This window comes from Streptomyces sp. JK94 (assembly GCF_053613315.1).
The window spans coordinates 19115-33689 of sequence record NZ_JBSICH010000026.1 but is presented as its reverse complement, the minus strand read 5'-3'; the positions used below and the strand labels follow the sequence as shown (position 1 = coordinate 33689).

Below are 14575 nucleotides of genomic sequence, written 5' to 3'. Positions count from 1 at the left end.
GCTCACCCACCGAGGGCTCGTACCCCCGCGGTCACCGCCACGGCTGCGGCGACGACGAGCAGGAACGGTGCGCGCAGCAGCAGGGCGAGGGCGGCCGCGGCGACCCCCGCGGCCCGTGCGTCGAGCACGAGCGCCTGTCCGTCGGCGAAGGTCTGCTGGGCGGTGAGCGCGGCCAGGAGGGCGACGGGCAGCAGGGCGGCGAGGCGCCGGACCAGGGGCCGTTCCATCGCGCCCGCGGGCACCAGCAATCCGAGGAGCTTGACGGCGTAGCAGCCCACCGTCGTCACGCCGATGGCGATCCAGACGCTCACCGCCCTCCCTCCCGCGCGGGATCCCCGGCCGTGTCGTCCGCGCGGCGTCCCCGCGCCCACAGGACGACGGGCGCCGCCAGCGCGGCCACCAGGACGGGTACGCCCGCGGGCAGCACGGGCAGCAGGCCGAGCCCCAGAAGGACGGCCAGGGCGGCCACCACGCGCTCGGTGGTGGTGCGCAGCATCGGCGCGAGCAGTGCCAGGAAGACCGCGGGGCCGGCGGCGTCGAGCCCCCAGGCGTCGGTGTCCCCGATGGCCTCCGCACCCAGCGCGCCGAGCAGTGTGGTCAGGTTCCACAGCAGGTACAGGCTGAGCCCGGTGACGGTGAAGCCGATCCGGGCGCCGCGCCGCGTGGGCTGCGCGAGGGCCACCGCCGTGGTCTCGTCGATGACCCACTGCGCGGCGAACGGCCGCACCGCGCGCGGGAGGGCCAGCAACTGCGACAGCCGCAGCCCGTAGAAGGCGTTGCGCACGCCCAGGAAGAAGGCTCCCGCGGCGGCGGTCAGCGGGTTCCCGCCGGCCGCGAGCGCCCCCACGAGCGCGAACTGGGAGGCCCCGGTGAACACCAGGAGGCTGAGCGCGCACGTCTGCGGCAGTGTCAGTCCGCTGCCCGCCGAGGTCACCCCGAAGGCGAACCCGGACAGTCCGACGGCTACTCCCACCCCGAGGGCGTCCCGTACGACGGCGGCGTCCGGCTTGGCCTCGACGACGTGCGTGCCGGGATCGACTGTCTGTTCTGTCACGCCTCGGACGGTAGGAGAGACCACCGCCGCGCGTCTTGTACGTTCTTGCGCTCGCGTTGGTACGCCCCGGGAGGCACGCCCACGATCCGGGTGAAGTGCCGGTTCAGGTGCGGCTGGTCGGTGAAGCCCACGGCGACGGCGGCCTCGGCCGGGGCCGTCCCGGCGTCCAGCAGCCGCCGCGCCCGGCGCACACGGGCGTCCGTCAGCCAGGCGTGGGGCGGCATCCCGTAGGCGTCCCGGAAGGCGCGCAGCAGCGCGAAGGGACTGGTTCCCAGCTCCCCGGCGAGCCGCTCCAGGCTCGGCGGGTCGGCCATCCGCTCCTCCAGCGCGGCACGCGCGCGTGCCGCGCTCCCGGCGCCGGCCGTCCGCACCCGCCGTCGCGGCAGCGGGCCGCCGTTCAACCGCAGCAGCCGGGTCACGGCCATCCTCAGCAACGTGTCGGCGGCGAGCGCGTTTCCCTCGTCGGCGGCCCGCAGTACGCGGTGCACCAGCTCGACGGCGTACGGGTCGTCGAGCACCGGCCGGACGAACCCGGGCGCTCCACGCAGCGTGGTCGTTTCGGCCGCGATCCCCGCCACGAGTTCGGGCGCCGGGTAGACGGCCCCGTAGCGCCATCCCTCCGGTCCTCCGGCCCGTCCCGTGTGCGGGGTGTCGGGGTTGACCAGGGCGAGGGATCCCGCACCGGCGTACTGGTCGCTTCCCCCGTGGTGGAAGACGTCCACTCCGTCGGCGATGGCGGCGATGACGAAGTGCTCGTGCGTGTGGCGGACGAAGGTCTTCCGTATGTACCGGGCCCGCAGCAGGTCGACGTGGGGCAGCTCCGCGTACCTCCAGTGCCGTGCCCGCTCACCCGAAATCGTCATACGCCCATTCTCCGTCACCGAACTCCACGGCCTCCACCTCCGCTGTCGCCACCGGGCCCTGTCCCCACCGGCCCTTCCTGTCCCGCCGGGCACCGCCGTCCAGGGCGCCCCCTGCGCGGCCGGCCGCCTCGGGCCGATTGTCAGTGCTCGGGTGCACGATGGATCCATGGTCAGCTCCGCACACCGAGCCCTGGACGGCTTCTCCCCCGCGACCCGCGGCTGGTTCGCGGGGGCCTTCTCCGAGCCCACCGCCGCCCAGGCGGGAACGTGGCAGGCGATCGCGCAGGGGTCGGACGTGCTGGTGGTGGCTCCCACCGGCTCGGGCAAGACGCTGGCCGCCTTCCTCGCCGCCCTGGACCAGCTGGCCTCGTCGCCCCCGCCGGCCGATCCCAAGAAGCGCTGCCGCGTCCTGTACGTCTCGCCGCTCAAGGCCCTGGCCGTCGACGTCGAACGCAACCTCCGCAGCCCCCTGACCGGAATCCGCCAGGAATCCGTCCGTCTGGGCCTGCCCGAGCCCGAGGTCAAGGTCGGCATCCGTTCGGGTGACACCCCGGCCGCCGAGCGTCGCGCCCTGTCGACCCGCCCGCCGGACATCCTGATCACGACCCCGGAGTCCCTGTTTTTGATGCTGACGTCGGCCACGCGCGACGCGCTGACCGGCATCGAGACGGTGATCCTGGACGAGGTGCACGCGGTCGCGGGCACCAAGCGCGGCGCCCACCTGGCCCTCACCCTGGAGCGGCTGGACGACCTGCTGCCGAAGCCGGCCCGGCGTATCGGTCTCTCGGCGACGGTCCGCCCGGTGGACGAGGTCGCCCGGTTCCTCGCCCCGCGCGGGAAGGTGGAGATCGTCCAGCCGGTCTCGGGCAAGGAGTTCGACCTCTCCGTGGTGGTCCCGGTCGAGGACCTGGGGGAGCTGGGCGGCTCCCCGGCCGCGGACGGCGACGAGGGCGCGGAGCGCCCGTCGATCTGGCCGCACGTCGAGGAGCGGATCACCGACCTCGTCCAGTCGCACCGCTCGACGATCGTCTTCGCCAACTCCCGGCGCCTGGCCGAGCGCCTGTGCAACCGGCTCAACGAGATCGCGTACGAGCGGGCGACCGGGGAGTCCCTGGACGAGCACCACTCCCCCGCCGAACTCATGGGCGGCTCGGGAGCCGCCCAGGGCGCCCCCACGGTGATCGCCCGCGCCCACCACGGCTCCGTCTCGAAGGAGCAGCGGGCCCTGGTCGAGGAGGACCTGAAGGCGGGCCGCCTGCCGGCGGTCGTCGCCACCTCCAGTCTCGAACTGGGTATCGACATGGGCGCCGTCGACCTCGTCGTCCAGGTCGAGTCGCCGCCCTCCGTGGCCTCCGGCCTCCAGCGCGTCGGCCGCGCGGGGCACCAGGTCGGCGCCGTGTCCACGGGCGTCGTGTTCCCCAAGTACCGCGGCGACCTGGTGCAGGCGGCCGTGGTCACCGAGCGGATGCGCAGCGGCGCCATCGAGGCGCTCAGGATCCCGGCCAATCCGCTGGACGTCCTGGCCCAGCAGATCGTGGCGATGACCGCGCTGGACACCTGGCAGGTCGACGACCTGCTCGCCAGCGTCCGCCGCGCCGCCCCCTTCGCCTCGCTGCCGGAATCGGCCTTCACAGCCGTCCTGGACATGCTCGCGGGCCGATACCCGTCCGACGCCTTCGCCGAGCTGCGCCCGCGCGTGGTGTGGGACCGGGTCACCGGCACGGTCACCGGCCGTCCGGGCGCCCAGCGCCTCGCCGTCACCTCGGGCGGCACGATCCCCGACCGCGGGCTCTTCGGGGTCTTCCTCGCCGGGACCGACCCGAAGAAGGGCGGCGGCCGGGTCGGCGAGCTGGACGAGGAGATGGTCTACGAGTCGCGCGTCGGCGACGTCTTCACGCTCGGCACCAGTTCCTGGCGCATCGAGGACATCACCCGCGACCGGGTCCTGGTCTCCCCCGCCCCCGGTGTGCCGGGCAGGCTGCCGTTCTGGAAGGGCGACCAGCTGGGCCGCCCCCTGGAGCTGGGCCGGGCCCTGGGCGCGTTCCTGCGCGAGGTCGGCTCCCTCACCAAGGAGGACGCCCGGCTCCGCCTGGTCACCGCGGGTCTGGACGCCTGGGCCGCGGACAACGTCCTGGCCTATCTCGACGAGCAGCGCGAGGCCTGCGGCCACATCCCCGACGACCGCACCATCGTCGTGGAGCGCTTCCGGGACGAGCTGGGCGACTGGCGGGTCGTGGTCCACTCCCCCTTCGGCGCCCAGGTCCACGCCCCCTGGGCCCTCGCCCTCGGCGCCCGGCTCACCGAGCGGTACGGCATGGACGCCCAGGTCATGCACGCCGACGACGGGATCGTGCTGCGCCTGCCGGACGCCGACCTGATGGGCCTGGACCTGCTCGACGGGGAGCCGGCGAAGCCCGGATCGGAGTACGACGCCGAGCAGGCGCCCGTCGGCGCGGGCGACGTGGTCTTCGACAAGGGCGAGGTCGACCGCGTCGTCACCGACCAGGTGGGGGGTTCGGCCCTGTTCGCGTCCCGCTTCCGCGAGTGCGCCGCCCGCGCGCTGCTGCTGCCGCGCCGCAGCCCCGGCAAGCGGACCCCGCTGTGGCAGCAGCGCCAGCGCGCCGCGCAGTTGCTGGAGGTGGCGAGCGAGTACGGCTCGTTCCCGATCGTCCTGGAGGCGGTCCGCGAGTGTCTCCAGGACGTCTTCGACGTCCCCGGCCTGGTCGATCTGATGGGCGACCTGGACTCCCGCAAGGTGCGCCTGGTCGAGGTCACCACGCCCGAGCCGTCCCCCTTCGCCCGCTCCCTGCTCTTCGGGTACGTCGCCCAGTTCCTGTACGAGGGCGACTCGCCGCTCGCCGAACGCCGTGCCGCCGCCCTGTCCCTGGACTCGCGGCTGCTCGCCGAGCTGCTCGGCCAGGCGGAGCTGCGCGAGCTGCTCGACGCGGAGGTGCTCACCGAGCTGGAGCGCGAGCTGCAGTGGCTCACCGAGGACCGCCGCGCCAAGGACCCGGAAAGCGTCGCGGACCTGTTGCGTCTGCTCGGCCCGCTCACGGACGCCGAACTCACCGAGCGGGGCGCCGAACCCCACTGGGCGCAGGAGCTGGCCGCCGCCCGCCGGGCGATCCGGGTGCGCATCGCCGGTGCCGGCCACTGGGCTGCCGTCGAGGACGCGGGCCGGCTGCGCGACGCGCTGGGCACGGCGCTGCCCGTCGGCGTGCCCGAGGCCTTCACCGAGCCGGTCAAGGACCCGCTCGGCGACCTGCTCGCCCGGCACGCCCGCACCCACGGGCCGTTCACGTCGGTCACCGCGGCGGCCCGCTTCGGCCTGGGCGTCGCGGTGACCGAGGGCGCCCTGCAGCGGCTCGCCGCGGCGGGCCGGGTCGTGCAGGGCGAGTTCCATCCGGCCGGCATCGGCCAGGAGTGGTGCGACGCGACCGTCCTGCGCAGGCTGCGGCGCCGCTCCCTGGCCGCTCTGCGGCACGAGCTGGAGCCGGTTCCGCCGGCCGCGCTCGGGCAGTTCCTGCCCCAGTGGCAGCACGTCGGCAAGGGACACGCGCTGCGCGGAATCGACGGTCTCGTCCGTGCCGTCGAGCAGTTGCAGGGCGCCTCCGTACCCGCCTCCGCCCTGGAGAAGCTGGTCCTGCCCTCACGCGTGGCGCACTACAACCCGGCGATGCTGGACGAGCTCACGGCGGCCGGTGAGGTGGTGTGGGCGGGGGCCGGTTCGCTCCCCGGGAAGGACGGCTGGGTGTCGCTCTACCTCGCGGACGCGGCTCCCCTGCTCCTGCCGCCCCCGCACCCCTTGGAGACGACCGCCCTCCACGAGTCCGTCCTGAGCGCCCTCTCGGGCGGGTACGGCCTGTTCTTCCGGCAGATCGCCCACCAGGTGCGCGCCACCACCCACCCCGGCGTCACCGATCCGCAGTTGGCCGACGCCCTGTGGGAGCTGTCCTGGTCCGGCCGGCTGACCAACGACACGCTCGCGCCCCTGCGCTCCTTGCTGGGCTCCGGCCGCACCGCGGGCTCCACCGCCCACCGCGCCAAGCGCGGGGTGCCTCGCGGGCGCTACGGCTCACTGACGGCCGCCGCCCGCCCCGCGTCCCGCACCGGCCCGCCGACCGTGGCCGGCCGCTGGTCGCTGCTCCCGGACCGCGAGGCCGACGCCACGGTGCGCGCGCACGCCCTGGCCCGCGCCCTCCTGGACCGGCACGGCGTGGTGACCCGCGGCGCCGTGGCCGCCGAGGGCGTCGAGGGCGGTTTCTCGGCGGTGTACCGGATCCTGGCCGCCTTCGAGGAGAGCGGGCAGGCCCGGCGCGGATACGTCGTGGAAGGGCTCGGCGCGGCGCAGTTCGCCATGGAGGGCGCCGTCGACCGGCTGCGTGCGGGGGGGAACGAGCGGGGAAAGGGGGGGGGAAGAGCCGGGTAGGAGGGAGTGCTCGGTGCGGCGTATTTCGCCATGTAGCCCTCCTTCCCCCCCCCCCCCCCCCCCCCCCCCCCCCGGGACCGTGGCGAGGACCGGTCCGGGCGAGCGGACTTCAGCGGCGGCCCCGGCACCCCTTCCGACATCTCCCCCGGTGTCGACGGCTCCGGGGACTCCCGGGACTCCGACGGTTCAGGTGACCCCCTCGGCGACTTCCCCTTCGACGACTTCCCGTCCAGCGGTGCCGGGGACACCGGCGCCCCCGGACGGTCCGGCGGCTCCCTCGCGGCCCCGCAGCACCTGCCGCCCTCCCGGGGAGGTTACGTCTCCCCGCCCGGCTTCGCCGCTCCGGGCGCCGGCGGCCCGCGCGGAGGGGGCGGGCAGGGCGGTTCCGGTGGCCCGCGCGGCGCGTTCGACACCGGCTTCCCCGGCCGTCGCGGCCTCCCCTCCGCCGGTCCGCGGGCCGTCGTCCTGGCGGCCGCCGACCCGGCGAACGCCTACGGAGCGGCCCTGACCTGGCCCGAGCCCCCGACCGGTGCCACGCACAAACCGGGCCGCAAGGCCGGGTCCCTGGTGGTGCTCGTCGAGGGCGAGCCGGCGCTCTACATGGAGCGCGGCGGCAAGACGCTGCTGCTCTGGCCCTCCGATCCGGACGGCTCCCCCACCGACGACCTCCGGCTGCGGGCCGCCACGGAGGCACTTGGCACGGCTGCGCGCTCCGGTTCCCTCGGCACGGTGACGGTGGAGCGGGTCAACGGCACGGCGGCTCTGACGTCCCCCTTCGGCCCCCTCCTGGAGGAGGCGGGCTTCATCGCCACCCCGCGCGGCCTGCGGATCAGGGCGTGAGCCTGTCACTCTTGTCCCATGCCCGAAGGAGACACGGTCTGGCAGGCCGCACGGCGACTGCACGACGCCCTCGCGGGCGAGGTGCTGATCCGCAGCGACTTCCGCGTGCCCCGGTACGCCACCGCCGATCTCACCGGCCGCGTGGTCCTGGACGTCACTCCGCGTGGCAAGCATCTGCTCACGCGCGTCGAGGGCGGTCTGACGGTGCACTCGCATCTGCGGATGGACGGCTCGTGGAAGGTGTTCGCGGCCGGTCAGCGCTGGAGCGGCGGACCGGCGCACCAGATCCGGGTGATCCTCGGGACCACCGGCCGCACGGCAGTCGGCTACCGCCTCCCAGTGCTGGAGATCCTCCGCACCGCCGACGAGGAGCGCGCCGTCGGCCATCTCGGCCCGGACCTGCTGGGCCCGGACTGGGACCCCGGACGGGCCCTGGTCAATCTGCGTGCGGACCCTGCCCGTCCGCTCGGCGAGGCCCTGCTCGACCAGCGCAATCTCGCCGGTGTCGGCAACGTCTACAAGTGCGAGCTCTGTTTCCTCCTCGGCGTCACCCCCTGGCTCCCCGTCGGGGACCTGCCCGCCGCACGCGCGGTGCAGCTGCCCGCACTCGCGAAGAAGCTCCTGGAGGCCAACCGCGACCGCCCCATACGCCGTACGACGGGCCTGCGCGGCCAGGACCTGTTCGTGTACGGCCGCGCGTCGCGCCCCTGCCTGCGCTGCGGCACGCCGGTCCGGCTGGCGGACCAGGGCGACGGGTCCCGCGAACGTCCCACGTACTGGTGCCCGACCTGCCAGGCCGGGCCGGCACCGCGCCCGGGCGGCTCCGTCGGTACCGGGCGACGACGCGGGAGACGCTGACACGGCCGTCCCCGCCGGCCCGGTACCGCCGCCACTCGGCCCACGGGACCCGGGCGTCGGCCCGGGCCGTCCCACCGGGGCCGGCGGCACGGCCCCGGCCGGGCTCGAACCGGGGGCACTCGGCCGACGGGACGGGCCGGCGGGCTCAGCCCGTGAGCAGGCCGTCCATCTGGCCGACCGCCTCCCGCAGTCCTTCCTCCATGCCCATCTTCATGAGCTGGTCCATCTGCTCCCGCGTGTCGAAGACCGAGCGCATAGCCATGCGGGTGCCGCCGTCCCGCTCGGTGAACGTCACCCGGGTCGAGGTCGTCGGCATGTCGGCGTTCGGCACCCCGTCCGCGTCGGCGAAGCCGTCGGTGAACTCCAGGGACACCGGCGGGTTCACCGAGGTGATCCGCCACCAGCCCCGGAACGTGTCACCCTCCGGCCCGGTCATGAAGTAGGTGACGTCCCCACCCGGCGTCAGATCGTGCTGCTCGACCGTGGCCGGGTAGCTCGGCGGGCCCCACCAGCGCTCCAGCTGCCGGGGGTCGGACCACAGCTGCCACACCCGTGCGACGGGCGCGGTGAAGTCGGCGACCAGGGTGAGGGTCAGCTGGTCGAGATCCTTGTCCAAACTGGTGACACTCATCAGTCCTGTCCTTCCGTCGGGTGGGGCACGTCGTGCCCCACGTCCTCGTCGAGCAGACGGGACATCCGCTCCACACGGCCGCGCCAGGCTGTCTCTAGTTCGTCGAGGGCCCGCCGCGCACGTCCCACGGCATCGGGATCGGTACGCACCAGTTGCTCCCGTCCGCGGCGCTGCTTGACCACCAGGCCGGCCCGCTCCAGCACCGCCACGTGCTTCTGCACCGCGGCGAAGCTCATCGGATAGGCCTCGGCCAGCCGCGACACCGACAGGTCGTCACGTGTGCAGCGACGGATGATGTCGCGGCGCGTTGTGTCGGCCAGGGCCTGGAACAAGCGGTCCATGCCCTCTTCGGCTTCTTCGAGAACACCATCTACAACCATTTGGTTGCACTTTAGCGCGGCCACGGCCCGCCGTAAAGTGCTGTGCCGGGGCGACCGCGGTCACAGCCCTCCGACGCCGGACCGGCCCGAAGCCATGTCCGCCCGCTCCCCGGACGGGGCGCGGGCGTCACCGCCGGGACGCCGGGCACGTCGCCACCGCCCCGCCCCCAGGGCCCCCGAGGCCGCCCCGCGCCGGGGCGCGCAGTGCACCGGCAGCACACTCAGCCCCCAGCCGCCGACCGCGACCACCCCTTCGAGCGCCCCCGCGCCGGGCTCCAGTGCCAGGCGCAGCACGGCACACCACCACAGCACACCGAGCCCCAGCGCGGCCGCCCGGCGAGCAGTCCGCACCGGCGTCACAACCGCGTCATCCGTTCCCGGCCTGGAACATCCAGTGCTGTTTTTCGAGGTCGGCCGTGATCTGGATGAAGATGTCCTGGCTCACGGGATCCGGATCCCCGGTCGCGGCGATCCGCTCACGCATCCGCGCGATCACCGCTCCCAGGGCGTCCACGATCGCCTGGACCGCGGTGCTGTCGTCGACCCACCCTTCGGGCGTCACGTCGATACCGCTGCCGACGGCCACGGTCGCGGCCCGCCCGTCCGGGGACACCCCGAGCGCCGAAGCGCGCTCCGCCACGGTGTCCGAGTGCGCGCGGGCGGTGTCGACGAGTTCGTCCAGCTGGAGGTGCACGGACCGGAACCGCGGACCGACCACGTTCCAGTGGATCTGCTTCGCCACCAGAGCCAGGTCCACCAGGTCGACGAGGCCGCCTTGCAGCGCCTCGGAGACGGTCTTCAGGTCGGCGTCGGACAACGGGCTCTTCACGACGTACATGCACACCTCCGTCGGTCGGCCCCCCGGCCATGTCCCTCCACGATGACCGCATGGCCAGAGACCGGCAAACCGGACGAATCGGTGCCGATGCCCCTCACCCGCCCCCCGCACGAGCCCGGCGGTCGCGCGGAAGAGCCGCCCCGCACATGCGGAGGCCCCGGCCGCTCCCCTCCGGTCTCCCGGAAGGGCCCCGACCGGGGCCTCGCACGCACACGTTCTCGGCGCTCAGGCGGCGACGACGTCCACCGCCTCCGCGGGCGCCTTGATGGTCACCCGCTCCGGTGGCACACCGGTCACCGAGACGGAACCCAGCATCGGGCGCACCGGTGCGGGTACGGTCTCGCTGGGCGTGGCCGCAGCGGACCGGGCCAGTTCGGCGAGGGCGAGTTCGTCGCTGACTTCCCGCATGAGCTCGGACATCCGTACGTCCAGCGCGTCGCAGATGGCGGAGAGCAGTTCGGAAGACGCCTCCTTCTGCCCCCGCTCCACCTCGGAGAGATAGCCGAGTGAGACTCGGGCGGACGAGGAGACTTCGCGCAGAGTACGGCCCTGGCGTTGGCGCTGCCGACGCAGCACGTCACCCAACAGGCGACGGAGCAGAATCATCGGTGGCTCCCTCCTCGGACCGCGTAACCGCATCCTTCACGCCCCACCGTACCGCCTCGCGCCGCGGCCGTGCGGGGAGCGATGTCGTGTTCACTCAGGGCTGCAAACATCAAAACCCCCCGTTCCGTTCCGTATCCTGTGCCCGCTCATTCCCGGTCTGTTCGCCCGCAAGCTCCCGCAGAAGGAGTGCGAGTACGCTCCGTACACTCTCCATACGAATTTCCGCGCGGTCGCCGTTCAACCGCAGCGCCTCCACTTTTCCGCCAGAGGCGGAACGATTGTTTTCTCCGAAAGGCCCGTCGACGGCCACGAAGACCGTCCCGACGGGCTGTCCGTCCTGCGCGTCCGGGCCGGCGACGCCCGTCGTCGCAATACCCCAGTCGGCGCCCAGCATCGCGCGGACGCCTGCCGCCATCTGGGCTGCGACCTGCGCGTCCACCGCTCCGCGTGCCGTGAGCACCGCCCCGTCGACGCCGAGCAGCTCCCGCTTCAGCTCCGTCGCGTACGCGGTGACGGATCCGCGGAACGCCCTGGATGCCCCGGGGACCGCCGTGATCTCGGCGGCGACCAGGCCTCCGGTCAGCGACTCGGCAACGGCGAGGGTCTCGCCCTTGACGGTGAGTAGTCGCACCACGTCGACGGCCGTGGAACTCAAGCTTCCGTCCCCTTCAACGCCGCTCTGCGCTCGGCGATTCCCTGACGGCGCAGCACAATGGCCTGTTTCACGTAGTCCAGCCCGGTCACGACGGTCAGGACGACCGCCGCCGCCATCACCCAGAACCTCAGAGTGGCCAGGGGCCCCGTCAGCGCCAGGACGTACATGCCGACGGCCACGCCCTGGGTGAGGGTCTTGAGTTTGCCGCCGCGGCTCGCCGGGATGACGCCGTACCGGATGACCACGAAACGCAGCACGGTGATCCCGAGTTCCCGGCCGAGGATGACGGCCGTCACCCACCACGGCAGATCACCCAGCGCGGACAGACAGACGAGCGCCGCTCCCATGATCGCCTTGTCGGCGATGGGGTCGGCGATCTTCCCGAAGTCGGTGACGAGGTTGTAGGTACGCGCCAGGTGACCGTCGAAGAGATCGGTGATCATGGCGATGGCGAAGGCCGCCCAGGCGAACGAGCGCCAGGCCGGGTCGTATCCGCCGTTGCCGAGCATCAGCGCGACGAAGCCCGGCACCAGGAGCAGTCGGAGCATCGTCAGCAGATTGGCGACGTTCCAGACACTCGCCTGGTTGACGGCCGCGGCCGCGAGCTTGCCACCGCGCCCTGCCGCACCGCCCTCGGTCGCCCCCCGTGGGACGGTGCCCCGCTGAGCGGCGTCTCTTTCCGTCGCGCCTCCGGGGCCGGTCCGCTCCGCCGGTTCCTGCGCGGCTCCCGAGGGTCCGCGCGGGCCGGCCCTGCGCGCACCGGAGGAGCCGCCCGCCGCGGACGCCGGGGCTCCGGTCATCTGCCGGCCTCCTCACTCCACTCGGGCGATCCCAGCAGCGGTTCGGCCACCAGGTCGACACCCTCCGTACCGACCACCTTCGCGTCGACCATACGACCGACACTCAGGCCTTCGCCGCTCGTGAGCAGCACCTGGCCGTCCGTCTCGGGTGCCTGGTGCTCCGCGCGGCCACGCACGCCGTCCCCTTCGCCGGCCTCGTCCACGGACTCGACGAGCACGCGCACGGTCGCGCCGACGCGTTCCTCGGCCCGCTGCGAGACGAGTTCCTCCGCGAGGCGGGACACCCGGGCCAGCCGCTCGGCCACGACGTCCTCGGCCAGCTTGTCGCCGTAGGTGGCCGCCTCGGTCCCCTCCTCGTCGGAGTAGCCGAAGACGCCGATGGCGTCCAGCCGCGCGTGGTTCAGGAACCGCTCCAGTTCGGCGAGGTCGGAGGCGGACTCACCGGGGAAGCCCACGATGAAGTTGGAGCGCACGCCCGCCTCGGGGGCCTTGCCCCGGATGGTGTCCAGGAGTTCCAGGAAGCGGTCGGTGTCGCCGAAGCGGCGCATCGCGCGCAGCACGTTCGGCGCGGAGTGCTGGAAGGACAGGTCGAAGTAGGGCACGACCTTGGGGGTGGAGGTCAGCACGTCGATGAGACCGGGGCGCATCTCTGCCGGCTGAAGGTAGCTGACGCGCACCCGCTCGATGCCGTCGACGTCGGCGAGGTTCGGCAGCAGCGACTCCAGGAGGCGGATGTCGCCGAGGTCCTTGCCGTAGGAGGTGTTGTTCTCGGAGACCAGCATGATCTCCTTGACGCCCTGCTCGGCCAGCCACCGCGTCTCGTTCAGCACGTCGCTCGGGCGGCGCGAGATGAAGGAGCCCCGGAAGGACGGGATGGCGCAGAAGGAGCAGCGTCGGTCGCAGCCGGAGGCGAGCTTCACCGAGGCGACCGGGGAGCCGTCCAGGCGGCGGCGCAGGGGCGCGCGGGGTCCGGAGGCGGGGGCGACGCCCTCGGGCAGGTCGGTGGGGCCGTGTCCCGGCAGGGCGACGGCGGCGCCGGCCTCCTGCCGCTCGGCGGGGCTGATGGGCAGCAGCTTGCGCCGGTCGCGCGGGGTGTGGGCGGCGTGGACGCCACCGCTGAGGATGGTCTGCAGGCGGCCGGAGATGTCCGCGTAGTCGTCGAAGCCGAGTACGCCGTCGGCCTCGGGAAGAGCCTCGGCGAGCTCCTTGCCGTACCGCTCGGCCATGCAGCCCACCGCCACCACGGCCTGCGTTCTGCCGTGGCCCTTGAGGTCGTTGGCCTCCAGGAGGGCGTCGACGGAGTCCTTCTTGGCGGCCTCGACGAAACCGCACGTGTTCACGACCGCGACGTCCGCTTCCTCGGCGTCCTCGACGAGCTTCCAGCCGTCCGCCTCCAGACGGCCTGCGAGCTCCTCCGAGTCCACCTCGTTACGGGCGCAGCCAAGGGTGACGAGTGCGACGGTACGGCTTTCAGGCATGGGCTCAAGACTACTTCGTCCCGCCGACAGCCCACGTCGACGGGGTTGGCCGATCCCGGCCGACCCCGTGCGGACCCGTCCCCGCGGGCTGCCGCTAGCCGGCCTGCGGGTCGCCCTTCGTGTACGTCAGGCGCTGCACGGAACCGGGCTGGAAGTCGTCCTCGATCGTCTTGCCGTTGACGTACAGCTGGATGGCGCCGGCGTCGCCGAGGACGAGCCGGACCTCCTCGTTGTCCTGGAAGGTCTCGGAGTCGCCCTGCTTGAGCAGGCCGTCGAAGATCTGCCGTCCGTTGTGGTCGTGGGCGGAGATCCAGCTGGGACCCTGGGTGGCACTGACCTTGACGGTGACCTTGTCGCGGGGCGCGGCGGCGATCGCGCTGTCGGTCGGTGCGGGCTTCGGGGCGGCCGGCTTCTTCGGCTCGGCGCTCGCCGAGGCGGACTCGCCGGCCGACGGCCGGGAGCCCTCGGCGACGCTCGCCTCGGTGCTGCCGTCGTCGCCCTTGACGAACGTGAAGCCGACGAAACCGATCACCGCCACGATCGCGGCGACCATGGCGGCGGTCCAGTTGGGTCCGCGCCGCTCGGGACGGATGCGTTCCGCCTCGAACAGGGGCGCGGCGGGTGTCGGCGCGGGGCGCCCGCCGTGCTCGGCGTCGAACTGCGCGAGCAGTTCGGCCGGGTCGAGCCCGACTGCCTTGGCCAGGGTCCTGATGTGACCGCGCGCGTAGACGTCTCCGCCACACGGCGTGAAGTCGTCCGCCTCGATGGCGTGCACGATGGCGATCCGGACGCGGGTGGCCGTGCTGATGTCGTCGACGGTCAGTCCGGCGGCGATCCGCGCCTGGTGCAGGACACGGCCGACGGAGGGACGGGATTCCGCAGGAACGCCTTCGGGGACGTCTTGGGACACGTCTTCGATCGGACGCTCGTCTTCAGGGAAGTTGCCTTTGGACACGGGGGCGCCTTTCGAGCGTATAACCGCCTGCGCTGGACGTTCAGTTTAGGGGGGGTACAAACGGGTGGGGCAACCGGGCGATACGACTTTGTACGCCATCGGAATGGCCCGGTCTCCGGATGGTCGACTACCTGTTCGTCGCTTCCCTCAACTTGACGTACCTCTTGAGGAAACGGTTGCTCAATGAT

General features: G+C 73.1%; 14 protein-coding genes and 1 pseudogene. 3 read left to right on the top strand and 12 right to left on the bottom strand.

What is annotated here, in order from left to right; translation table 11 throughout:
- Nucleotides 1–2: 2 nt before the first annotated feature.
- The 3 genes from ACVV2G_RS22940 to ACVV2G_RS22930 are packed head-to-tail and all read right to left on the bottom strand — an operon-like array spanning nucleotide 3 to nucleotide 1917.
- Nucleotides 3–311: an AzlD domain-containing protein gene (locus tag ACVV2G_RS22940; RefSeq protein WP_453844624.1), complete on the bottom strand. Its 309-nt coding sequence runs from the start codon at nucleotides 309–311 to the stop codon at nucleotides 3–5.
- Complete coding sequence (locus ACVV2G_RS22935; RefSeq protein ID WP_453844623.1) at nucleotides 308–1054, bottom strand: AzlC family ABC transporter permease; 747 nt, start codon at nucleotides 1052–1054, stop codon at nucleotides 308–310. Before ACVV2G_RS22935 ends, ACVV2G_RS22940 begins: the two co-directional genes overlap by 4 nt.
- Nucleotides 1051–1917: an AraC family transcriptional regulator gene (locus ACVV2G_RS22930; RefSeq protein WP_453844622.1), complete on the bottom strand. Its 867-nt coding sequence runs from the start codon at nucleotides 1915–1917 to the stop codon at nucleotides 1051–1053. Before ACVV2G_RS22930 ends, ACVV2G_RS22935 begins: the two co-directional genes overlap by 4 nt.
- A 166-nt stretch (nucleotides 1918–2083) precedes the next feature.
- Here ACVV2G_RS22930 and ACVV2G_RS22925 point away from each other — a divergent pair, with 166 nt between their 5' ends.
- From ACVV2G_RS22925 to ACVV2G_RS22915, 3 genes and pseudogenes are all read left to right on the top strand, one after another.
- A complete protein-coding gene (locus ACVV2G_RS22925) occupies nucleotides 2084–6346 on the top strand; it encodes an ATP-dependent helicase (RefSeq protein WP_453844621.1) in 4263 nt (1420 codons plus the stop codon).
- Nucleotides 6347–6793: 447 nt separating this feature from the next.
- A pseudogene (locus ACVV2G_RS22920) lies at nucleotides 6794–7186 on the top strand (hypothetical protein); the annotation flags it as partial.
- 18 nt (nucleotides 7187–7204) lie between these two features.
- The gene (locus ACVV2G_RS22915) at nucleotides 7205–8044 is read left to right on the top strand and encodes an Fpg/Nei family DNA glycosylase (RefSeq protein ID WP_453844620.1); all 840 of its coding nucleotides are present in this window, start codon (nucleotides 7205–7207) and stop codon (nucleotides 8042–8044) included.
- A gap of 145 nt (nucleotides 8045–8189) precedes the next feature.
- Here ACVV2G_RS22915 and ACVV2G_RS22910 read toward each other — a convergent pair whose 3' ends face one another.
- The 9 genes from ACVV2G_RS22910 to ACVV2G_RS22870 form a co-directional block, all read right to left on the bottom strand.
- A complete protein-coding gene (locus ACVV2G_RS22910) occupies nucleotides 8190–8675 on the bottom strand; it encodes an SRPBCC family protein (RefSeq protein ID WP_453844619.1) in 486 nt (161 codons plus the stop codon).
- On the bottom strand, nucleotides 8675–9055 hold the full coding sequence (locus ACVV2G_RS22905) for an ArsR/SmtB family transcription factor (RefSeq protein ID WP_453844618.1): 381 nt from the start codon (nucleotides 9053–9055) through the stop codon (nucleotides 8675–8677). Before ACVV2G_RS22905 ends, ACVV2G_RS22910 begins: the two co-directional genes overlap by 1 nt.
- Before the next feature lie 60 nt (nucleotides 9056–9115).
- Nucleotides 9116–9415: a hypothetical protein gene (locus ACVV2G_RS22900; RefSeq protein WP_453844617.1), complete on the bottom strand. Its 300-nt coding sequence runs from the start codon at nucleotides 9413–9415 to the stop codon at nucleotides 9116–9118.
- 7 nt (nucleotides 9416–9422) lie between these two features.
- Complete coding sequence (locus ACVV2G_RS22895; protein ID WP_453844616.1) at nucleotides 9423–9893, bottom strand: Dps family protein; 471 nt, start codon at nucleotides 9891–9893, stop codon at nucleotides 9423–9425.
- Between the two features lie 225 nt (nucleotides 9894–10118).
- Nucleotides 10119–10499, bottom strand: a complete 381-nt coding sequence (locus tag ACVV2G_RS22890) for a helix-turn-helix domain-containing protein (RefSeq protein ID WP_003973269.1) — start codon at nucleotides 10497–10499, stop codon at nucleotides 10119–10121.
- 109 nt (nucleotides 10500–10608) lie between these two features.
- Nucleotides 10609–11154: a CinA family protein gene (locus ACVV2G_RS22885; protein WP_453844615.1), complete on the bottom strand. Its 546-nt coding sequence runs from the start codon at nucleotides 11152–11154 to the stop codon at nucleotides 10609–10611.
- Nucleotides 11151–11954 carry a CDP-diacylglycerol--glycerol-3-phosphate 3-phosphatidyltransferase gene (gene pgsA / locus ACVV2G_RS22880; RefSeq protein WP_453844614.1) on the bottom strand — a complete coding sequence of 268 codons (804 nt, stop codon included), beginning with the start codon at nucleotides 11952–11954 and terminating at the stop codon, nucleotides 11151–11153. The genes ACVV2G_RS22885 and pgsA overlap by 4 nt, the downstream gene beginning before the upstream one ends.
- A complete protein-coding gene (rimO, locus tag ACVV2G_RS22875; RefSeq protein ID WP_453844613.1) occupies nucleotides 11951–13432 on the bottom strand; it encodes a 30S ribosomal protein S12 methylthiotransferase RimO in 1482 nt (493 codons plus the stop codon). The genes pgsA and rimO overlap by 4 nt, the downstream gene beginning before the upstream one ends.
- A gap of 94 nt (nucleotides 13433–13526) precedes the next feature.
- The gene (locus ACVV2G_RS22870; RefSeq protein ID WP_453844612.1) at nucleotides 13527–14387 is read right to left on the bottom strand and encodes a helix-turn-helix domain-containing protein; all 861 of its coding nucleotides are present in this window, start codon (nucleotides 14385–14387) and stop codon (nucleotides 13527–13529) included.
- Nucleotides 14388–14575 lie beyond the last annotated feature (188 nt).